The sequence below is a fragment of the Escherichia sp. WS338 genome, assembly GCF_046486405.1.
GTDB lineage: Bacteria > Pseudomonadota > Gammaproteobacteria > Enterobacterales > Enterobacteriaceae > Escherichia > Escherichia coli.
In genome coordinates this window covers 46,866-67,951 of sequence record NZ_JBJQLL010000007.1, presented here as the reverse complement: position 1 = coordinate 67,951, position 21,086 = coordinate 46,866, and the positions used below count along the sequence as shown (strand labels likewise).

Sequence of the window (21,086 nt, the reverse complement as noted above, 5' to 3'; positions counted from 1 at the left end):
CAACCGTGAGCTATTACGCCTTTGAGGGGTTAATTCCGGTGGTTCACCCGACGGCGTTTGTCCATCCCAGCGCAGTCTTGATTGGCGATGTGATTGTGGGAGCCGGTGTCTACATCGGCCCACTCGCCTCACTGCGTGGTGACTACGGGCGGTTGATCGTGCAAGCGGGAGCCAATATTCAGGATGGCTGCATTATGCATGGCTACTGCGACACTGACACCATCGTTGGGGAAAACGGTCATATCGGGCACGGAGCGATCCTGCATGGTTGTGTGATTGGTCGCGATGCACTGGTCGGGATGAACAGCGTGATTATGGATGGCGCGGTCATTGGCGAAGAGAGCATTGTTGCCGCTATGAGCTTTGTCAAAGCGGGCTTTCGCGGCGAGAAACGCCAGTTGTTGATGGGTACGCCAGCCCGCGCTGTACGCAGCGTGAGTGACGACGAGTTACACTGGAAACGGTTGAATACCAAAGAGTATCAGGATCTTGTCGGGCGCTGTCATGCATCATTACATGAAACGCAGCCACTGAGGCAAATGGAGGAAAATCGCCCCCGTTTGCAGGGGACGACGGATGTGACGCCGAAACGGTGATCTTTCCGGATGCGGCGTAAACGCCTTATCCGACCTGGCTGGAAAGCAACCGTAGGCCGGATAAGATGCGCCATGAACTGCATCCGGCAACCAGGCTGCGTGGTATCAACGAAATGACATTAACGACGCATACTCTTTGACAACATCATCTGCCACTTCTGCTCGCGGTTAAGTTCCGTGAGCGGAACGGCAGGAATACGCGGCGTCTTTCTTACGCCGACTAATTTATCCCGGCTGTTATTGCGCAGACGCGCGTAAATTTGCTCATCGATATCAACCACTTTTACCAGTCGCTGGCACTGGCATCCCCGCCCTTCCAGCTTATTAGGGATCATCTTAACTTCGCAGCTTATTTCTGTGACTTCCGACAGAATATAAGTCAGGGTATTAACCGCCTTGCTGTGTTCAATATCGAAATGAATAGAGATCTCTCTTGCTATCACCCACCGGTTTTCAGCCATCATCCATTCGGCGATTAACAAATAGAGTGGTTTTTCAACACATCATTCACACATACGAACTCCAGTTTCACAAATTAAAAGACTGGCTATGACTCGTTTTGCAGCAATTAAACAAGGCCATATTAAAATTGTGGATATATCGATAGTATGCAACTTCACCGTCGATAAGTGTGAGCTAAATCCTGCTTATGTCATCAAAAATATCGATTCCCCAAAAGATTTACTTAATGGGCAAAAAAAACGGTCCTCATCAGAGAACCGTATTAGTTATTCGATCAAATTAGCGGATGAAAAATATCCGCCATGACACGCTATTATTTGATCTGCGCGTGCATTTCCTGCACCGAAATTACTTTTTCGGTCGCATCGGCATTCAGCGCCATCGCGGTGGCAAAGCCGCCGTTCAGGGTGGTGTCGTAATGTACTTTATATTGCAGCGCACTGCGACGGATCACGCGGGAGTCTTCAATCGCACGACGACCTGAGGTGGTGTTGATGATGTAGGTATATTCGCCATTCTTAATACGGTCCTGAATGTGCGGACGGCCTTCATGCACCTTGTTCACCAGACGCGGATTGATACCCGCTTCGCCCAGCACAATCGCCGTGCCGTGAGTCGCATCCAGCTCGAAGCCCTGTTTCAGCAGTTTTGCCGCCAGGTCCACCACGCGTTCTTTATCGCCTTCGCGCACGGAAAGCAGCGCACGACCGTGTTTCTTCATGGTGGAGTTGCTGCCCAGCTGCGCTTTGGCAAACGCTTCAGCGAAGGTGCGGCCCACGCCCATTACTTCCCCGGTAGAGCGCATTTCTGGCCCTAACAGCGGGTCAACGCCCGGGAATTTATTGAACGGCAGCACCACTTCTTTCACCGAGTAGTACGGCGGGATAACTTCTTTGGTTACGCCCTGCTCAGCCAGCGATTTGCCAGCCATCACACGCGCCGCCACTTTTGCCAGCGGTACGCCGGTGGCTTTGGAGACGAACGGAACGGTACGCGCCGCACGCGGGTTAACTTCAATCAGGTAGACTTCGTTGTTTTTCACCGCAAACTGCACGTTCATCAGGCCGCGCACCTGCAATTCGAAGGCCAGTTTCTGCACCTGCTGGCGCATCACATCCTGAATTTCCTGACTTAAGGTGTAGGCTGGCAGCGAACATGCGGAGTCACCGGAGTGCACGCCCGCCTGCTCAATGTGTTCCATGATGCCGCCAATCAGCACCATTTCGCCGTCGCAGATAGCATCCACGTCAACTTCTACTGCGTCATCAAGGAAATGATCCAGCAACACTGGCGCATCGTTAGACACGCTAACCGCCGTCTGGAAGTAGCGACGCAGGTCAGCTTCGTCATAGACGATTTCCATCGCCCGACCGCCGAGAACGTAAGACGGACGCACCACCAGCGGGTAGCCAATCTCTTTCGCTTTCTCAACCGCCATTTCGATGGTGGTAACGGTGGCGTTCGCCGGTTGTTTCAGTTTCAGACGCTCAACCGCATGCTGGAAGCGTTCACGGTCTTCCGCACGGTCGATGGCATCCGGGCTGGTACCGATAACCGGTACGCCAGCAGCTTCCAGCGCGCGCGCCAGTTTCAGCGGGGTCTGACCGCCGTACTGGACGATAACGCCTTTCGGCTTCTCAATACGCACAATTTCCAGCACGTCTTCCAGAGTTACCGGCTCGAAGTAGAGGCGGTCGGAGGTGTCGTAGTCGGTGGAGACGGTTTCCGGGTTACAGTTAACCATAATGGTTTCATAACCATCTTCGCGCAGCGCCAGCGAGGCGTGTACACAGCAGTAGTCGAATTCGATACCCTGACCGATACGGTTCGGGCCGCCGCCGAGCACCATGATTTTTTCACGGTCGGTAGACGGATTCGCTTCGCACTCTTCTTCATAAGTGGAGTACATGTAAGCGGTGTCGGTGGCGAACTCTGCCGCACAGGTATCCACGCGCTTATAAACCGGGTGCAGGTCATACTGGTCGCGCAGCTTGCGGATTTCTGCTTCACGCACGCCCGCGAGTTTTGCCAGACGCGCATCGGCAAAGCCTTTGCGTTTCAGCTGGCGCAGGAATTCAGCGTGCAGGCCAGTGATGCCCACTTCTGCGACTTTCTCTTCCAGACGCACCAGCTCTTCAATCTGTACCAGGAACCAGCGGTCAATGTTGGTCAAATTAAATACACCGTCTACAGACAGGCCCGCGCGGAAGGCATCAGCGATATACCAGATACGCTCTGCGCCAGCATCTTTCAGTTCGCGGCGGATTTTAGTCAGCGCTTCCGGGTCGTCGAGACTCACTTTCGGATCGAAGCCAGTTGCGCCCACTTCCAGGCCGCGCAGCGCTTTTTGTAGGGATTCCTGCTGCGTGCGACCAATCGCCATCACTTCGCCAACCGATTTCATCTGAGTGGTCAGACGGTCGTTAGCACCGGCGAATTTCTCGAAGTTGAAGCGAGGAATTTTAGTAACCACATAGTCGATGGACGGCTCGAAGGAGGCCGGAGTACGCCCACCGGTGATGTCGTTCATCAGCTCGTCGAGGGTGTAACCCACCGCCAGTTTCGCCGCCACTTTGGCAATCGGGAAACCAGTGGCTTTCGACGCCAGCGCAGAGGAGCGAGACACGCGTGGGTTCATTTCGATAACAATCAGGCGACCGTTTTTCGGGTTCACCGCAAACTGGACGTTGGAACCACCGGTTTCAACGCCGATTTCACGCAGTACCGCCATCGAGGCGTTACGCATGATTTGATATTCTTTGTCGGTCAGCGTTTGGGCTGGCGCGACAGTGATGGAGTCACCGGTGTGGATGCCCATCGCATCAAAGTTTTCGATAGAGCAGACGATGATGCAGTTGTCGTTTTTATCACGCACCACTTCCATCTCGTACTCTTTCCAGCCGATCAGCGACTCATCAATCAGCAGCTCTTTAGTCGGAGAGAGATCCAGACCGCGGGCGCAAATTTCTTCAAACTCTTCGCGGTTATAAGCGATACCGCCGCCGCTACCGCCCATGGTAAAGGATGGGCGAATAATGCACGGGAAGCCCACGTCAGCGGCAACCGCCAGCGCTTCTTCCATCGTGTGTGCGATACCGGAACGCGCGGTTTCCAGACCAATTTTCTTCATCGCTACGTCGAAACGACGGCGGTCTTCTGCTTTATCAATCGCATCGGCAGTGGCACCAATCATGGTGACGCCGAACTCTTCCAACACGCCCTGACGTTCCAGCTCCAGCGCGCAGTTCAGCGCCGTCTGACCGCCCATGGTTGGCAGCACCGCGTCCGGGCGCTCTTTTTCAATAATCTTGCGTACCACTTCCCAGTGAATCGGCTCGATGTAGGTCGCATCAGCCATTTCCGGGTCGGTCATGATGGTCGCCGGGTTGGAGTTCACCAGAATGACGCGGTAACCCTCTTCACGCAGGGCTTTACACGCTTGCGCGCCAGAGTAGTCAAACTCACACGCCTGACCGATAACAATCGGGCCCGCACCCAGAATCAGGATACTTTTTATATCTGTACGTTTTGGCATGGCTCTTTTACTCCTGATTACTTAGCGGTTTTACGGTACTGCTCAATTAACTCGATAAAGTGGTCAAACAACGGCGCGGCGTCGTGTGGACCAGGGCTGGCTTCCGGGTGTCCCTGGAAGCTGAACGCCGGTTTATCGGTACGATGAATGCCCTGTAACGTACCGTCGAACAGGGATTTATGTGTGACACGCAGGTTTGCAGGTAATGTTGCTTCATCCACCGCAAAACCGTGGTTCTGGGCGGTAATCATCACCACATTTTTCTCAACATCTTTAACCGGATGGTTGCCGCCGTGGTGACCAAATTTCATTTTTACAGTCTTCGCACCGCTCGCCAGCGCCAGCAGCTGATGACCGAGGCAGATGCCGAATACCGGAATATCGGTTTCGAGGAATTTCTGGATGGCGGTAATGGCGTAATCGCACGGGGCCGGGTCGCCAGGACCGTTGGAGAGGAAGATGCCGTCCGGATTCATTTTCAGCACATCTTCCGCAGAAGTTTGTGCCGGAACGATGGTCAGGCGACAACCTCTATCCACCAGCATCCGCAGGATGTTGCGCTTGGCACCAAAATCATAAGCCACGACGTGGAACGGCAGCTCGTCTTCTTTTTTCGCTTCTGGCAGGCCGCCGGTCAGCGTCCAGCTCCCTTGTGTCCAGCTATAGGGTTCTGCGGTAGTCACTTCTTTTGCCAGATCCATGCCATTCAGGCCAGGGAACGCGCGGGCTTTTTCTAACGCCAGCGCCGCATCCGGGTTGTCACCCGCAATAATGCAGCCATTCTGTGCGCCTTTCTCGCGCAGTAAACGCGTCAGCTTACGGGTATCGATATCGGCAATCGCCACGATGTTATGGCGCTTCAGGTAAGAAGAGAGGTCTTCGGTATTACGGAAGTTGCTGGCAATCAGCGGCAGGTCGCGAATCACCAGACCTTGGGCATGTACCTGAGAAGATTCTTCATCGGCGTCATTAGTGCCGACATTGCCAATATGGGGATAAGTAAGAGTAACGATTTGACGAGAATAGGAAGGATCAGTGAGGATTTCTTGATAACCGGTCATTGAAGTATTGAAAACGACTTCCCCAACCGCCGAACCTGTTGCCCCTATGGCCCGACCGTGAAACTGGGTTCCGTCTTCCAGAACCAATAGCGCTGACTTAATCAAAACACCCTCCAGAGAATATTCACTCACTTTATTTGCATATTAATTCACAATGATGACGTAAATCAATGCAAATCTGCTTACCGACGAATTTCTGGCAAACGGCGGCATTCTGGAGATATGGGAGCTAAAAGTCAACTTAATGGCGGGATTTTTTATATTATTTTGTGGCTCATGCATGTTTTACAGGCATTAAGCGGCAAAAAGATCATATAACATGTTCTGGAAAACGCTTGCGCAGCAAGAAGATTGCATGAAATCAAAATGAGCAGAAAAAAGTGGACCAAATGGTCAAAATTTACATTAAAACAACAAAAACAGAATACAAAACATGTAATTTTCAGCACTTGCATTAAATTTAAAAGCATAACACCAAAAATAAAAGGGCTAAAAATTAAAGCCCTTTATAATCAAAAAATTAAATGTGTTATTTTTGCATCATCACAAACATTTTGTGGTTACAAATTATTGAGATCAAGCACATCTCGCATATCAAAAAGACCACTTTCCTTACCACTCAACCACAAAGCCGATCTTACCGCACCGTTAGCAAATGTCATGCGGCTGGACGCCTTATGGGTGATCTCCAGACGCTCGCCAATATCGGCAAACATCGCGGTATGTTCACCAACGATGTCACCTGCACGCACGGTGGCAAAACCAATGGTGCCAGGCACACGTTCACCGGTATGGCCTTCACGACTGTAGACCGCGCAATCTTTCAGATCTTTATCCAGAGCGTGGGCGATCGCCTCTCCCATTGCCAGTGCGGTGCCTGACGGCGCATCAACTTTATGTCTATGATGTGCTTCAATAATTTCGATATCGGTGTAGTCACCCATCACTTTGGCTGCTTTCTCCAGCAGCTTAAGCATGACGTTAACGCCAACGCTAAAATTGGCGGCAAAGACAATCGCAATATCGGCGGCGGCGTCACGAATCGCCTGTTTACCGGCTTCGTCAAACCCCGTAGTGCCGATCACCATCCCTTTGCCATGCTGGCGACAAAAAGCGAGATGGTTCAGCGTACCTTCCGGACGGGTAAAATCGATAAACACATCAAAATCATCTTTTATCGCATCAAGGCTGCTTTGCACAGTAACGCCTGTTTTTCCTGCACCCGCCAGCTCACCGGCGTCGCTGCCCAGTAAAGAAGATCCTTCGCGCTCCAGCGCCGCGCCCAGCTGCACGCCTTCTAATGCCAGCGCCGCCTGAATCAACTGGCGGCCCATACGCCCCTCGGCTCCCGCGATGGCAACGCGGATGTTTGCATCATGCATAGCTATTCTCTTTTGTTAATTTGCATAGACCGTTTTCAGAGTAACCAGCGCATCGCTACGCCGCCAGCCAAAAACGCTGATAATTAGAAATTAATGATAAACAGGGAGGGATATCAGTGAAAGGCATGAGTCGATGAATGACTGCATGCCGATAACATGTGACAGGTTACGGCACCAGAGCCAGCACCTCAGCTACCCACTGCTGGAAGCCTTTTACATTCAGATCCAATGCCACCTGTACATTGGCTGGTTTGCCCAGGCAACCGTCGATATCAACCACCGTCGTGCCAGAGGTAAATTCGCCCTGCGTTTCCACTGCCACAAAACACGGCTTGAGGGTGAATAAGTCCGGGCGCACCAGCCAGGCGATGGCGCAGAGATCGTGCATTCGCAGTCCACTTTGCATACTGCCGCTACGGTAGTGACTAAACAGGGCGTGGAGCATTTTTCCGGTGCGATTCAACTCCGGCAAAGTAGCGAGATAGTCAGGGGTTAATATTGCCTGATTGGTGACATCCAGACCGCACATGACAATTTCGATTCCGCTACGGAAGACACAGGCAGCCGCTTCTGGATCGGCGGCGATATTAAACTCGGCATTTGGTGTACAGTTGCCGCGACCAGCAGAACCGCCCATGATCACCAGACGACGAATATACTGTTTACATTCCGGGCATTGTGAAAGTAACAGCGCAATATTGGTTAACGGGCCAATGGCTACCAGCGTAACAGGCTCTGGTGCACGCAGCAGGGCATCACGAATCGCCAGAAACGCTGGTATCTCGAGTGGCTTTCGGTTGTGCTCAACAAAGTCGTAGCCAGCCATTCCCGATTCACCGTGCACAGATGCCGCATCACGCGGTGCGCGTACCAGCGGTACGGCTGCGCCCTGGGCAAGCGGAATCTCCGCATTCCAGAAATGCAGCAGTTGCAGGGCGTTGCGGGTCGTTTTCTCAACCGAGACATTACCCGCGACGGTGGTCATCAGTTGCAGGTCGAGTTCGGGGGCAAAAATCGCGGCGGCAATGGCGACGGCATCGTCAATGCCGGGGTCAGTATCGAGGAAGATAGGTAAACGCATGTTTTCTCCATAAAAAATGCCGGTAACAAGACCGGCATTTTCGCATAACTTAGGCTGCTAATGACTTAATCGACTTCACGAATATCGACACGCAACTCTTTCGGCACTTCGAAAACAATGTTTTCTTCACGACCTTCCAGCGGAATGGCTTCGCCACCGCCAAGCTGCTGTAAACGTGCGACTACGTTCTGTACCAGAATATCCGGAGCCGATGCGCCCGCAGTCACGCCGACGCATTTAACCTCTTTCACCCACTCTTCCTGGATATCTTTCGCATCGTCAATCAAAAACGCGCGTTTGCCCATGCGCTGGGCCAGTTCCGCCAGACGGTTGGAGTTGGAGGAGTTTTTCGAACCGACCACCAGCACCACTTCCGCCTGTTCTGCCAGAGCGCGTACCGCTTCCTGACGGTTAGTAGTGGCGTAGCAGATGTCATCTTTGCGCGGACCGACAATTTTCGGGAAGCGTTTACGCAGCGCGTCGATCACATCAGACGTGTCATCCACCGACAGCGTGGTTTGGGTCATAAAGGAGAGCTTCTCTTCGTTTTTGACCGTCAGTTTCCACACATCGTCTGGCGATTCGACCAGATACATTCCCCCTTCCGGGTTGCTGTACTGACCCATTGTCCCTTCCACTTCCGGGTGACCGGCGTGGCCGATGAGAATAGATTCTTCGCCACGGCGACTGGCGCGGGCGACTTCCATATGCACTTTGGTCACCAGCGGACAGGTGGCGTCGAATACCGTCAAATCACGGCTTTTCGCTTCGTTACGTACCGCCTGAGAAACACCGTGTGCGGAGAAAATCAGGATCGCGCCGTCCGGTACTTCGCTAATCTGCTCAATAAAGATAGCCCCACGCTCGCGCAGGCTATCGACCACATAGCGGTTATGCACCACTTCATGACGGACATATATCGGTGCGCCGTAAATGGCCAGCGCGTTTTCAACAATGCTGATAGCGCGGTCTACCCCGGCACAAAAACCACGCGGGTTGGCCAACAGGATCTGCATGTTACGCCTCCAGTGCCGGATCGATTTCCAGCACTTCAATATCAAAATGAACGGTCTGCCCGGCCAGCGGATGGTTGAAATCAACGGTAATAGAGTCGCCGTTAATTTCGCGGATCACGCCAGGCATCTCACTGCCATCCATTGCGGTAAAAAGCATGATTGCGCCAATTTCTGGCTCGCCTGCATCCATAAATTCACGGCGGGAGAAGTACTGAATCAGGTCCGGTGACGGCACGCCAAACGCCGCATCTGGCTCCAGCGAGAAGGTGGTTTTATCGCCCACTTTCAGCCCCAGCAGGTGTTGCTCCAGCCCTTCAGAAAGAGAAGCATCACCCAGGCGGAACAGCGCCGGTTTACCGTTGTTGCGGGTAGACTCGGCGGTGGTGCCATCGTCGAGTTTTAGCGTGAAATGCACCAGGACGGCGCTATTGCTCTGTACAGATTCAGACATGCAGGTTTGCTCTTATATTTTGAGGATTTTTGCCGGATGCGGCCTACGATTTCGCAGCAATCAGTAGGCTGCATCCGGCAGGGTTTATTATTGTTTTTTCGCTTTAGAAGGTAAAAAACCTTCCAGCACAATCAGTGCCGCACCGACACAAATGGCAGTATCGGCAAGGTTGAAGGTGGCGAAGTGCCAGTCGCCGACGTAGAAGTCGATCATATCGACAACGAAGCCGTGCCACAGGCGGTCGAACAGGTTGCCCAGTGCGCCGCCAATAATCAGCGCGTAAGCGATATTGTTTAGCTTCTGCGTGGCCTTCGAGCGATACATCATCACTGCCAGGATCACGCTAATACCAATCGCAATACCGGCAAAGAACCAACGCTGCCAGCCGCCGCTATCGGCAAGGAAACTAAACGCCGCGCCATAGTTACGCGCATAATGCAGATTAAGCGACGGGAACAGCGGGACCGTATCCCCCAGAGCAAAGTTCTGGAGGATCAGGTATTTGCTGCCCAGATCGATAATCAGCACGACTACCACCAGCCACAGCCAGCGTAGCCCTGTTGAACAGATCGATTGACTCATCAGGCAAACTTACGTTTTTCACCGTCACCGGCGACGTTGCTGACACAGCGGCCGCAGATTTCTGCGTGTTCCGCCACCTTGCCGACATCCTGGGTGTAGTGCCAGCAGCGTGGGCACTTCTCACCTTCGGCTTTACTCAACGCGACTTTCAGCCCTTTGAGTACTTCGCTCTGCTGAGCATCAGCAGGTGCATCGTTATAGTCTGCAACGGTAGCGCCGGAGGTCAACAGGACAAATCGTAATTCATCGCCCAGCGCGGTCAGTTTCGCCGCCAGTTCCGGTTCTGCATACAAGGTTACTGCCGCTTCCAGCGAGCCACCCACTTTCTTATCGGCACGCGCTTGCTCAATGACTTTGTTCACTTCGCCACGCACTTTCAACAGCTCGTCCCAGAACGCATCGTTCATCGCTTCACTGTCTGCCAGACCAAACAGGCCTTCGTACCACTCACCGGTAAAGACGTATTTTTCACGTTCGCCCGGCAGATAGCCCCACACTTCATCAGCGGTGAAGGAGAGGATTGGTGCCATCCAGCGCACCAGCGCTTCAGCGATGTGATACAGCGCAGTCTGGCAGCTACGACGCGCCACGCTGTCCGCTTTGGCGGTATACTGACGGTCTTTGATGATGTCGAGGTAGAAGGAACCCATCTCAACGGAGCAGAAGCGCATCAGACGCTGTACCACTTCGTGGAAATCGTATGCTTCGTACGCCTTGAGGATGTCTTCCTGTGCCGCTTTCGCACAACCTACGGCCCAGCGATCCAGTACCACCATCTCTTCCGGTTTCACCATATCTTTTGCCGGATCAAAACCGTTCAGGTTTGCCAGCAGGAAGCGCGCGGTGTTACGGATACGACGATAGCTGTCGGCAGCACGTTTCAGGATCTCGTCAGAAACGGCCATTTCGCCAGTGTAGTCGGTTGATGCCACCCACAGACGCAGAATATCCGCACCCAGTTTGTTCATCACATCCTGCGGCGAAACGGTGTTACCGATGGATTTAGACATCTTGCGACCCTGACCATCCACGGTAAAGCCGTGAGTCAGTACCTGACGATATGGCGCTTTGCCCTTCATCGCGGTAGAGATCATCAGGGAAGACATGAACCAGCCACGGTGTTGGTCAGAACCTTCCAGATACATGTCCGCTGCGTGACCGGCAAATTCCGGACGCACATCAACAACGGAAGAGTGGGTAGATCCGGAGTCAAACCATACATCCAGCGTATCCGGTACTTTCACATACTGGTCAGCTTCGTCGCCGAGGATCTCTTTCGCATCGAGATCCCACCACGCCTGAATGCCGTCAACTTCAACGCGTTTTGCCACTTCTTCCATCAGTTCGAGAGTACGCGGATGCAGTTCTTCTGTGTCTTTGTGCACGAACAGTGACATCGGCACGCCCCAGGTACGCTGACGAGAGATACACCAGTCAGGACGGTTAGCAACCATCGACTCGATACGCGCCTGGCCCCAGTCAGGGATCCACTGCACACCTTTGATCTCTTTCAGTGACTGCGCACGCAGACCTTTCTGATCCATGCTGACGAACCACTGCGGCGTCGCGCGGAAGATGATCGGCGTTTTGTGACGCCAGCAGCACGGATAGCTGTGCTGCATTTTCTCAACGTGCAGCAGCGCGCCTTTTTCCTGCAGCAGCGCAACGACGATGTCGTTCGCTTTGAAGACGTTCACGCCATCCAGCGTCGGGTAAGTGCCCGGCAGATAAGTGCCGTCCGGGCCAACCGGGTTAGCGGTTTCCAGACCATATTTTTGACCGATCACATAGTCGTCCGGACCGTGGCCTGGCGCGGTATGAACGGCACCGGTACCGGCATCCAGCGTAACGTGGTCGCCGAGAATTGCCGGAACATCGAAGTCCATAAACGGATGGGTAAAGCGCAACAGTTCCAGCTCGGCACCTTTCACCGTGCCAAGAATGGTGTAATCGCTAACGCCGATACGCTGCATTACGCTTTCAACCAGATCTTTCGCGAGGATCACGGCCTGACCGTCGATTTGCACCAGCGCATAATCAAAATCAGGTGCAATGGAGATTGCGCGGTTAGCAGGCAGCGTCCACGGCGTGGTGGTCCAGATAACCAGCGAAATTGGGCCGTTAACATTGCTTACGCCAAATTTCGTTTTCAGCGCATCCTGATCGACCGCCTGGAAAGCGACGTCGATGGACGGAGAAGTTTTGCCGTAATACTCAACTTCCGCTTCTGCCAGTGCAGAACGGCAGTCAACGCACCAGTGCACCGGCTTCGCGCCTTTGTGCAGGTGACCGTTGCCGATGATTTTGCCCAGCGCGCGGATGATGTTGGCTTCAGTTTTGAAGTCCATGGTCAGGTACGGGTGCGACCAGTCGCCCAGCACGCCCAGACGGATAAAGTCTTTGCGCTGACCGTCAACCTGGGTCGCAGCGTATTCGCGGCACTTGGCGCGGAACTCAGCGGCGGTGAATTTCTCCCCCGGCTTACCGTATTCTTGCTCTACTTTCAGTTCGATTGGCAGACCATGACAGTCCCAGCCAGGCACATACGGCGAGTCATATCCAGAAAGCCCTTTGGACTTAATGATAATGTCTTTCAGAATCTTGTTAACCGAGTGACCAATATGAATGCTGCCATTCGCATAAGGAGGGCCATCATGCAGAATGAAGGTTTTTTTGCCTTTTTTAGCTGCACGAATGATGCCGTACAGATCATCATCAGTCCAACGCGCCAGCATTCCCGGTTCGCGCTTGGCGAGATCGCCACGCATCGGGAACCCTGTTTCCGGCAAATTCAGGGTTGATTTATAGTCACTCATCAGATTCTCGGTTCCGTATTTCGGTTTGATTACATAACAGGCTTAAGCCGGTTTTGTTAGCCCAAAAAATTCGCGGGCGGTTAATTCATCACGCGCAATCTGCGCTTTCAGTTCGTCCAGCGATGCAAATCGCTGCTCATTGCGTATTTTTTTACGCAGCACTACTTGTATATGGCGACCATAAAGGTCCATTGCAACATCTAACAAATGCACTTCCAGTTGCTGGCGAATACCGGCAACCGTTGGGCGTGTTCCGATGTTTGCAACGCCGGGTAACGGCTTTTCGCCAAGGCCCAACACTTCTACCGCATAAACCCCTTTCACCGGGGAAACCTGACGGCGTAGCGGTACATTCGCCGTCGGGAAACCTATAGTGCGCCCTAATTCATCACCGTGGACTACACGCCCGGAGATAGCAAACGGGTGCCCCAGTAAACTTTCTGCCAGAGCCAGATTGTCATCCGCAAGCGCCTGACGCACGGCGGTGCTGCTGATACGCACGCCACCTTCGCAAAAAGTTTGCGTGCTGGTGATATCGAAGCCGTATTCCATGCCCGCTTTCTGTAATAACAAGAAATCGCCTTCACGACCAGCGCCAAAGCGGAAATCGTCACCTACGGCAAGAAATTTTACCCGCAAGTGCTTCACCAGAAGATCACTGATGAAGTTTTGCGCGGTTAACGCCGCAAAACGCCTGTCAAAACGCACGCACAGCACGTAATCAACACCACACTCTGCAAGATAACGCAGTTTTTCCCGCAGCCGGGTGAGCCGTGCCGGGGCTTTATCAGTAGCAAACAGTTCCAGTGGTTGAGGTTCAAAAAGCATCACCATCACCGGTAAGTTGCGCTTGCGCCCTTCTTCCTGCAAGCCCTGTAACAGCGCGCGATGACCGCGATGCACGCCGTCGAAATTACCAATAGTCAGCACACACCCTTCTTGCGGGGCCTGGCTGAGATTATGTATGCCGCGTATCAGCTTCATGTCTGGCTCAAAACAGTGAAAATCGTCCGAGTATACCTTGTACAGCGGTCAAGGTTAACCGGCGATTGAGTGCCGAAATCAGAAAGAAGTGGCTTTTCATTGCTATGGCGCAAATCATGGGAAGAAACTGACCGCCTGCTGCAATTTTTCTCGCGGAAAAGCTGTATTCACACCCCGCAAGCTGGTAGAATCCTGCGCCATCACTACGTAACGAGTGCCGGCACATTAACGGCGCTTATTTGCACAAATCCATTGACAAAAGAAGGCTAAAAGGGCATATTCCTCGGCCTTTGAATTGTCCATATAGAACACATTTGGGAGTTGGACCTTGGCTAATATCAAATCAGCTAAGAAGCGCGCCATTCAGTCTGAAAAGGCTCGTAAGCACAACGCAAGCCGTCGCTCTATGATGCGTACTTTCATCAAGAAAGTATACGCAGCTATCGAAGCTGGCGACAAAGCTGCTGCACAGAAAGCATTTAACGAAATGCAACCAATCGTGGACCGTCAGGCTGCTAAAGGTCTGATCCACAAAAACAAAGCTGCACGTCATAAGGCTAACCTGACTGCACAGATCAACAAACTGGCTTAATTGCCTGTTGTTGTCAGCTTTGTAAAAAAACCCGCTCTGGCGGGTTTTTTTATATCCATCTGCAGGCCAAAATTCGGCCTGCAAAGTACAAATGTTTATTTTGAAGCTGGAGTAAACAGCGCAGAATAGTCTGTATTGCAGATACGCTGTACTGCAGGGTGCTGAATCATCCTTTCGGCAAAAATCGCGTGGTACTCTTCCATCACGTTCTCAACACGGCCTATCTCCACAACCGAGTCATCGTTATAGAAATCATTAGCGTAAAGCGAAGGTGCAACGAAAATAGCGTTATGCGTCGCCCCAAAGGCTTTCATCAACGCAGCATCATCAAACTCACCCAAAATTTCGACGTTCAAGCCCTGGGAGTTAAACCAGTTTAATAGCTTACGCCCCAACATTGAGCGACGCCCCGGAATAAGTAAACGACGCTCTTCAAGACAGGCAGGAAACGGCTTTTCTGGTAGTGGGTTAGTGCACCAGAAACTGACACCACATTCGCCAATTTTCATGGAAAACAGCCCTTCCTGCTGAGTGGAATCGATCGGACAGTCAGAGATGATCATATCCAGTTTATGCTGACTCAACTGCTCTAAAAGCATCTCGTGCGTCGATTCGAAACAGCGTAGATGGATCTGCTCGTCTTCCACAACTGCGGCATCCAGAACACTGCTGACCAGACGTTTGGAAAGTGCATCTGCCACACCAACATCAAACAATAAGTTGGATTCTTTGCGATAGTTCACGATATCCAGCATTTCCTGGCTTAAGGTGAACATTTTATCGGCATAGCGATAGACCAGCTCTCCCAGCTCGCTGGGCTCGAGGCCACGTCCCTTGCGCTTAAATAATTTGCCTTGCAGGCGCTCTTCCAGCGCCCGAATCTGTCCGGTAATGGTTTGTGGTGTTAAATAAAGCGCCTCCGCTGCGCCAACCACGGAACCTTCTTTATAGACATGCCAGAAGTAATACAAGTGGTTGTAATTGATATGAGACATGCTCATTTCTCTCCCTGATAACAATGAAAAGGGAGCCGTTTATGGCTCCCCGGTAAACCGTCCTGTCAAACTGATGGACGCAAACGAACGCGTAACCAGCTGTATCCAATTACCGCCGAAGAGATAGAACCGACCAGGATACCGAGTTTCGCCCAGTTAATCAGTTCTGGATCTACGCTACCAAAGGCCAGGCTGGCAATAAAGATAGACATAGTAAAACCGATACCGCACAGGATCCCCACCGCCATAATTTGCTGATAAGTCGTTCCCTCAGGCAGATGCGCCAGTTTCAAACGCAGCGCCAACCAGCAGAACAGACTAATCCCCAGCGGTTTGCCAATCAGCAAGCCAGCGATGATCCCCAATGGCAGAATGGAGGTCAAGCCATCCAGCGTGACGCCTTGCAGTGAAACGCCAGCATTAGCAAATGCAAACAGCGGTAAAATCAGATACGCCACCCACGGGTGCAACACATGCTCCAGTCGCTTCGCTGGAGAACGCCCATGCTTCTCTTTCAAAGGAATAAAGAAGCCGACAATTACCCCCGCCAGGGTTGCGTGAACCCCCGATTTCAACACCGCAGTCCACAACACCACGCCAACCAGAATATAGACGCCCGTGCGGCGTACACCACACAGATTCAATACCGCGAGTACCGCAATTGCTACAGCCGCGACGCCAAGAGAGGCCATCGATAAGTCATTAGTGTAGAACAATGCGATGATAATGATGGCCCCAAGATCGTCGATAATAGCCAGAGCCATCAAAAAGATCTTCAGGGCTAACGGAACACGACTTCCCAACAGCGCCAGCACACCAAGTGCAAAAGCAATGTCAGTAGCCGCCGGGATCGCCCACCCTTCGCGGGTAATCGGATCGGCATGGTTAAAGGCCAGATAGAGTAATGCCGGCACAATCATCCCACCAATAGCGGCGATAACTGGAAATGCAGCCTGGCGTAAGCTGGCTAGCGATCCTTGCATCAGTTCACGTTTAACTTCCAGACCGACTAACAGGAAAAATACCGCCATCAGCGCGTCATTTATCCATAACAGCATGTTTTTGTTGATTTCGAGTGAACCAACCCGGAGCTGAACCGGCGTCTCCAGAAAGTCGTGATACCATCCACTGGTTGCGCCGCTGTTGGCCATAATCATCGCCAGGATAGCGGCAATGATAAGAATAATGCCTCCCGAGGCATCACTGCTAAAGAATCGATGCAGATGTTTCACTTTTTATTTCTCTTTCAGGTGAATAGATCGTTTTTACTATCTTACCCCGCACGAATCATCGTTAAAATCAGATTATAGTGTAGGAATAATTCGCTTTTTACGAGGCATTGAAGGATTTGCGTCATCAGTGATGATATGAGTTTTTGACGGCTGTAAGCGCTGACGTGTGACCCTAAGCCCTGATAATCATAGCTTAAGGTAAGGATTTCTGAGGGATTAATTGGGAAAAGTAATAATTAATTTGTTGTCAGTCGGCGATGTTTGTTAGGCCAATACTTCAAAAATAATCCAGTTTGTCGTCAATAATTGCGATGAAGAGATAAATTAAAGTTAAATAATTAAATCATTAAAAAATTACGCCATAAAAATGCGAGGCGTCTTCAGGATTAGAATCGATAAAACAGAATGGGTTAAAGAGAGCGATATAATAGCGGCGGGTGCTTGAGGCTGTCTGTCTCAGGCATTAGCTGAACGGCAGATAGAGAAAAGCCCCGAGTGATATTTTACTATCAACCCGAGGCCCCCTATATGCAGAACACATGTAGAGTGCCTCTTACTGACCGTAAGGTCAAGGAGAAGAGAGCAATGAAGCAGCATAAGGCGATGATTGTCGCCCTGATCGTCATCTGTATCACCGCCGTAGTAGCGGCGCTGGTAACGAGAAAAGACCTCTGTGAGGTTCACATCCGAACTGGCCAGACGGAGGTTGCTGTTTTCACGGCTTACGAATCCGAGTAAGAGCAACGGCGGGGAGTGATTCCCGCCACTTTTCAGGTGCTCGCATATCTTCAACGCACCCTGGTTTTACCCAGGCCTGCCCACGGGCAGGCTTTTGGGGAGGTTAGCGGGTCAGGTCGTCAAAAAACTTCTTCACACCATCAAAGAAGCTCTTTGAGCGCGGGCTGTTGTGCTCGCCGGTTGGGCCACCGAAGCTTTCTTGCAGCTCTTGCAGCAGCTGTTTCTGCTTCTCGTTCAGGCCTACCGGTGTTTCGACGACAACGCGGCACAGCAAATCACCCTGTGCGCCACCGCGGACAGACTTGACGCCTTTACCGCGCATACGGAACAGCTTACCGGTCTGGGTTTCGCCAGGCACTTTCAGTTTGACGCGACCATCAAGGGTCGGTACTTCGATTTCGCCACCCAGCGCCGCCATAGCGAAGTTGATCGGGACTTCGCAATACAGGTTGTTACCTTCACGCTCGAAAATCGGGTGCTGTTTAACCTGAACCTGAACGTACAGATCGCCTGCCGGTGCGCCATGCTCGCCCGCTTCACCTTCGCCCGCAAGACGGATGCGGTCTCCAGTGTCCACCCCTGCCGGGATTTTAACGGACAGCGTTTTGCTGCGCTCAACACGACCATGACCATGACATTTGTTGCACGGATCTTTGATCAGCGTACCGCGGCCCTGACAGTGTGGACAGGTCTGCTGCACGGCAAAGAAACCCTGGCGCATCTGCACCTGACCAGAACCATGACAGGTCGGACAGGTCTGCGGCTGTGTACCTGGTTTTGCACCGCTACCGTGGCAAACGTCACACTCTTCCAGAGTCGGAATGCGGATCTCTTTGGTCACGCCACGTACAGCTTCTTCGAGGGTGAGCTCCATGTTATAGCGTAAATCAGCACCGCGCGCCGCACGTTGACGACCACGTCCGCCGCCAAAAATATCGCCGAAAACGTCACCAAAAATATCGCTGAAGTCTGCGCCGCCGCCAAAACCGCCGCCGCCCATGCCGCCTTGCTCAAACGCAGCATGACCATACTGATCGTATGCCGCACGTTTTTGCGAGTCGGTCAGAACTTCATAAGCTTCCTTGATCTCTTTAAATTTCGCCTCGGCCTCTTTGTCACCCTGGTTACGGTCCGGGTGGTATTTCATGGCCAGGCGTTTGTAGGCCTTTTTGATTTCACGCTCTTCCGCTGTTTTGGAAACGCCTAAAATCTCGTAATAATCTTGCTTAGCCATCTTTTTTAAATTGCCCCTAGATGAATGCACGGGCGGAGAGGAAATACCCCTTCGCCCGTGTCAGTATAATTACCCGTTTATAGGGCGATTATTTTTTGTCTTTGACTTCTTCAAATTCAGCGTCGACAACATCGTCATCTTTCGCGTTGTTTGCAGAAGCATCAGCACCGGCAGTCTGCTGCTGGGCATGTTGCTGCTGGGCGATTTCCATCAGTTTCTGGGAAACCTGTGCCAGTTCCTGCATTTTCGCTTCGATAGCGGCTTTGTCTTCACCTTTCAGAGCAGTTTCCAGTGCAGTCAGTGCAGACTCGATAGCAGTTTTGTCGTCAGCCGGCAGTTTGTCGCCCGCTTCTTCAACCTGCTTACGGGTGCTGTGCAGCAGATGGTCGCCCTGGTTGCGAGTCTGTACCAGCTCTTCAAACTTACGGTCAGCTTCGGCGTTAGCTTCTGCGTCGCGTACCATTTTCTGGATTTCATCTTCGTTCAGACCAGAAGAAGCCTTGATGGTGATCTTCTGCTCTTTACCGCTGTTTTTATCTTTCGCGGAAACGTGCAGGATACCGTCAGCATCGATATCGAAGGTAACTTCGATCTGCGGCATGCCGCGCGGTGCCGGGTTGATACCATCCAGGTTGAACTGACCCAGAGATTTGTTATCAGCTGCACGTTTACGTTCACCCTGCAGCACGTGGATGGTTACCGCAGACTGGTTGTCTTCAGCGGTAGAGAACACCTGGCTGTGCTTGGTCGGGATAGTGGTGTTTTTCGCGATCAGCGTCGTCATCACACCGCCCATGGTTTCGATACCCAGAGACAGCGGGGTAACGTCCAGCAGCAGTACGTCTTTTACGTCACCAGTCAGAACACCACCCTGAACAGCAGCACCGATTGCTACAGCTTCGTCCGGGTTAACGTCTTTACGCGGCTCTTTACCAAAGAACTCAGCAACTTTCTTCTGAACCATTGGCATACGAGTCTGACCACCAACGAGGATAACGTCGTCGATATCAGATACGGACAGGCCAGCGTCCTGCAGTGCAACTTTCAGCGGCTCAATGGAACGGTTTACCAGATCTTCAACCAGGCTTTCCAGTTTCGCACGAGTCACTTTGATGTTCATGTGTTTCGGACCGGTCGCGTCTGCAGTGATGTACGGCAGGTTAACGTCGGTCTGCTGAGCGGAAGACAGCTCGATTTTCGCTTTTTCTGCCGCTTCTTTCAGGCGCTGCATTGCCAGCGGATCGTTGCGCAGGTCAATGCCCTGATCTTTCTTGAATTCTTCAACCAGGTAGTTGATCAGACGGCTGTCGAAGTCTTCACCACCCAGGTGGGTATCACCGTTGGTTGCCAGAACTTCGAAGGTTTTTTCGCCGTCAACTTCGTCGATTTCGATAATAGAAATATCGAAAGTACCACCACCCAGGTCATAAACCGCGATAGTACGGTTGCCAGTACCTTTGTCCAGACCGTAAGCCAGCGCAGCTGCGGTCGGTTCGTTGATGATACGTTTTACTTCCAGACCAGCGATACGGCCTGCGTCTTTGGTTGCCTGACGCTGAGCATCGTTAAAGTATGCCGGTACGGTGATAACAGCTTCAGTTACCGGTTCACCCAGGTAATCTTCAGCGGTTTTCTTCATTTTTTTCAGCACTTCAGCAGAGATCTGCGGCGGTGCCATTTTCTGGCCTTTAACTTCGACCCATGCGTCGCCGTTATCAGCAGCAATAATTTTGAACGGCATGATGGAAACATCACGCTGTACTTCTTCGTCCTGGAAGCGGCGGCCAATCAGGCGTTTAATCGCAAACAGGGTGTTTTGCGGGTTCGTCACTGCCTGACGTTTAGCCGGCTGACCAACCAGAGTTTCACCATCCTGGGTATAGGCAATGATAGAAGGCGTGGTGCGATCGCCTTCGGCGTTCTCCAGTACACGAGGAGTGGTGCCATCCATAATCGCTACACAAGAGTTGGTAGTACCCAGGTCGATACCAATTATTTTACCCATCTAAACGTCTCCACTATATATTCGGTCATCATGTGGTTGTGAGTCTGTAATAGGGGCGAAACGTCTGGTTTCAACTGCCCAATTTCATTTTTTTGCAGACTCACTCACTGCGGTTGACTACTAAATGGGGTCGTAACCCACGTCATCAAGGGGGAGATGCAAAAATTTTTTGTGCTTTTGCGCAGAAATTTCGCGATATGCCAGAACAAGACATGAAACTGACAGCAATTTTATTCATATAGAGAATGAATAGCAGACAAGACATTCATAGAAAAATTGTAATAAAAAGAAAATATTACGTACCTGAATCTTCTCTTTATCAGC

At 52.0% G+C, this 21,086-nt stretch carries 17 protein-coding genes and 1 pseudogene; 3 read left to right on the top strand and 15 right to left on the bottom strand.

The annotated features are described in order from the left end of the window. Positions 1-5 precede the first annotated feature (5 nt). Positions 6-596, top strand: a complete 591-nt coding sequence (caiE, locus tag ACJHWT_RS08415; RefSeq protein ID WP_000122882.1) for a carnitine operon protein CaiE — start codon at positions 6-8, stop codon at positions 594-596. Positions 597-715: 119 nt separating this feature from the next. On the opposite strand, the pseudogene caiF reads toward caiE, so the two are convergent. The 11 genes and pseudogenes from caiF to ACJHWT_RS08360 form a co-directional block, all read right to left on the bottom strand. Further along, positions 716-1,096 (bottom strand): annotated as a pseudogene (caiF, locus tag ACJHWT_RS08410) (carnitine metabolism transcriptional regulator CaiF); the annotation flags it as partial. A gap of 275 nt (positions 1,097-1,371) precedes the next feature. Further along, positions 1,372-4,593: a carbamoyl-phosphate synthase large subunit gene (gene carB / locus ACJHWT_RS08405; RefSeq protein WP_001126353.1), complete on the bottom strand. Its 3,222-nt coding sequence runs from the start codon at positions 4,591-4,593 to the stop codon at positions 1,372-1,374. A gap of 17 nt (positions 4,594-4,610) precedes the next feature. Further along, positions 4,611-5,759 carry a glutamine-hydrolyzing carbamoyl-phosphate synthase small subunit gene (gene carA, locus ACJHWT_RS08400; RefSeq protein WP_001317611.1) on the bottom strand — a complete coding sequence of 383 codons (1,149 nt, stop codon included), beginning with the start codon at positions 5,757-5,759 and terminating at the stop codon, positions 4,611-4,613. 455 nt (positions 5,760-6,214) lie between these two features. Beyond that, complete coding sequence (gene dapB, locus ACJHWT_RS08395; RefSeq protein WP_065203300.1) at positions 6,215-7,036, bottom strand: 4-hydroxy-tetrahydrodipicolinate reductase; 822 nt, start codon at positions 7,034-7,036, stop codon at positions 6,215-6,217. A gap of 166 nt (positions 7,037-7,202) precedes the next feature. Next, a complete protein-coding gene (gene rihC / locus ACJHWT_RS08390; protein WP_001239121.1) occupies positions 7,203-8,117 on the bottom strand; it encodes a ribonucleoside hydrolase RihC in 915 nt (304 codons plus the stop codon). Positions 8,118-8,182: 65 nt separating this feature from the next. Then, positions 8,183-9,133 (bottom strand): 4-hydroxy-3-methylbut-2-enyl diphosphate reductase, encoded by a 951-nt coding sequence (ispH, locus tag ACJHWT_RS08385; RefSeq protein WP_001166395.1) that lies wholly within the window; start codon positions 9,131-9,133, stop codon positions 8,183-8,185. 1 nt (position 9,134) lies between these two features. Further along, on the bottom strand, positions 9,135-9,584 hold the full coding sequence (gene fkpB / locus ACJHWT_RS08380) for an FKBP-type peptidyl-prolyl cis-trans isomerase (RefSeq protein WP_000004655.1): 450 nt from the start codon (positions 9,582-9,584) through the stop codon (positions 9,135-9,137). An 87-nt stretch (positions 9,585-9,671) separates the two neighbouring features. Beyond that, positions 9,672-10,166: a signal peptidase II gene (gene lspA / locus ACJHWT_RS08375; RefSeq protein WP_000083369.1), complete on the bottom strand. Its 495-nt coding sequence runs from the start codon at positions 10,164-10,166 to the stop codon at positions 9,672-9,674. After that, the gene (gene ileS / locus ACJHWT_RS08370) at positions 10,166-12,982 is read right to left on the bottom strand and encodes an isoleucine--tRNA ligase (protein ID WP_065203301.1); all 2,817 of its coding nucleotides are present in this window, start codon (positions 12,980-12,982) and stop codon (positions 10,166-10,168) included. Before ileS ends, lspA begins: the two co-directional genes overlap by 1 nt. A 42-nt stretch (positions 12,983-13,024) precedes the next feature. Continuing rightward, positions 13,025-13,966, bottom strand: coding sequence for a bifunctional riboflavin kinase/FAD synthetase (gene ribF / locus ACJHWT_RS08365; RefSeq protein WP_000767329.1), 942 nt, complete (start codon positions 13,964-13,966; stop codon positions 13,025-13,027). 7 nt (positions 13,967-13,973) lie between these two features. Further along, a complete protein-coding gene (locus tag ACJHWT_RS08360) occupies positions 13,974-14,192 on the bottom strand; it encodes a DUF2575 family protein (RefSeq protein WP_001695414.1) in 219 nt (72 codons plus the stop codon). Positions 14,193-14,294: 102 nt separating this feature from the next. Here ACJHWT_RS08360 and rpsT point away from each other — a divergent pair, with 102 nt between their 5' ends. Continuing rightward, the gene (gene rpsT, locus ACJHWT_RS08355; protein WP_001274021.1) at positions 14,295-14,558 is read left to right on the top strand and encodes a 30S ribosomal protein S20; all 264 of its coding nucleotides are present in this window, start codon (positions 14,295-14,297) and stop codon (positions 14,556-14,558) included. A 95-nt stretch (positions 14,559-14,653) separates the two neighbouring features. Here rpsT and nhaR read toward each other — a convergent pair whose 3' ends face one another. Further along, positions 14,654-15,559 (bottom strand): transcriptional activator NhaR, encoded by a 906-nt coding sequence (gene nhaR, locus ACJHWT_RS08350; RefSeq protein ID WP_000062878.1) that lies wholly within the window; start codon positions 15,557-15,559, stop codon positions 14,654-14,656. A 59-nt stretch (positions 15,560-15,618) separates the two neighbouring features. Continuing rightward, on the bottom strand, positions 15,619-16,785 hold the full coding sequence (nhaA, locus tag ACJHWT_RS08345) for a Na+/H+ antiporter NhaA (RefSeq protein ID WP_000681352.1): 1,167 nt from the start codon (positions 16,783-16,785) through the stop codon (positions 15,619-15,621). Between the two features lie 585 nt (positions 16,786-17,370). On the opposite strand from nhaA, the gene mokC reads away from it, so the two are divergent. Further along, positions 17,371-17,523: a type I toxin-antitoxin system toxin MokC gene (gene mokC, locus ACJHWT_RS08340; protein ID WP_000809168.1), complete on the top strand. Its 153-nt coding sequence runs from the start codon at positions 17,371-17,373 to the stop codon at positions 17,521-17,523. 103 nt (positions 17,524-17,626) lie between these two features. On the opposite strand, the gene dnaJ is transcribed toward mokC, so the two are convergent. Then, a complete protein-coding gene (gene dnaJ / locus ACJHWT_RS08335; RefSeq protein ID WP_001118464.1) occupies positions 17,627-18,757 on the bottom strand; it encodes a molecular chaperone DnaJ in 1,131 nt (376 codons plus the stop codon). Positions 18,758-18,845: 88 nt separating this feature from the next. Next, positions 18,846-20,762, bottom strand: a complete 1,917-nt coding sequence (gene dnaK, locus ACJHWT_RS08330) for a molecular chaperone DnaK (RefSeq protein ID WP_000516135.1) — start codon at positions 20,760-20,762, stop codon at positions 18,846-18,848. Between the last annotated feature and the right edge of the window lie 324 nt (positions 20,763-21,086).

Excerpts from the sequence above, each read along its gene's own strand:
- carB (WP_001126353.1), bottom strand. The coding sequence starts at position 4,593 with ATGCCAAAACGTACAGATATAAAAAGTATCCTGATTCTGGGTGCGGGC.
- dapB (WP_065203300.1), bottom strand. The coding sequence starts at position 7,036 with ATGCATGATGCAAACATCCGCGTTGCCATCGCGGGAGCCGAGGGGCGT.
- rihC (WP_001239121.1), bottom strand. The coding sequence starts at position 8,117 with ATGCGTTTACCTATCTTCCTCGATACTGACCCCGGCATTGACGATGCC.
- ispH (WP_001166395.1), bottom strand. The coding sequence starts at position 9,133 with ATGCAGATCCTGTTGGCCAACCCGCGTGGTTTTTGTGCCGGGGTAGAC.
- fkpB (WP_000004655.1), bottom strand. The coding sequence starts at position 9,584 with ATGTCTGAATCTGTACAGAGCAATAGCGCCGTCCTGGTGCATTTCACG.
- lspA (WP_000083369.1), bottom strand. The coding sequence starts at position 10,166 with ATGAGTCAATCGATCTGTTCAACAGGGCTACGCTGGCTGTGGCTGGTG.
- ileS (WP_065203301.1), bottom strand. The coding sequence starts at position 12,982 with ATGAGTGACTATAAATCAACCCTGAATTTGCCGGAAACAGGGTTCCCG.
- ribF (WP_000767329.1), bottom strand. The coding sequence starts at position 13,966 with ATGAAGCTGATACGCGGCATACATAATCTCAGCCAGGCCCCGCAAGAA.
- ACJHWT_RS08360 (WP_001695414.1), bottom strand. The coding sequence starts at position 14,192 with ATGTGCCGGCACTCGTTACGTAGTGATGGCGCAGGATTCTACCAGCTT.
- nhaR (WP_000062878.1), bottom strand. The coding sequence starts at position 15,559 with ATGAGCATGTCTCATATCAATTACAACCACTTGTATTACTTCTGGCAT.
- mokC (WP_000809168.1), top strand. The coding sequence starts at position 17,371 with ATGAAGCAGCATAAGGCGATGATTGTCGCCCTGATCGTCATCTGTATC.
- dnaJ (WP_001118464.1), bottom strand. The coding sequence starts at position 18,757 with ATGGCTAAGCAAGATTATTACGAGATTTTAGGCGTTTCCAAAACAGCG.
- dnaK (WP_000516135.1), bottom strand. The coding sequence starts at position 20,762 with ATGGGTAAAATAATTGGTATCGACCTGGGTACTACCAACTCTTGTGTA.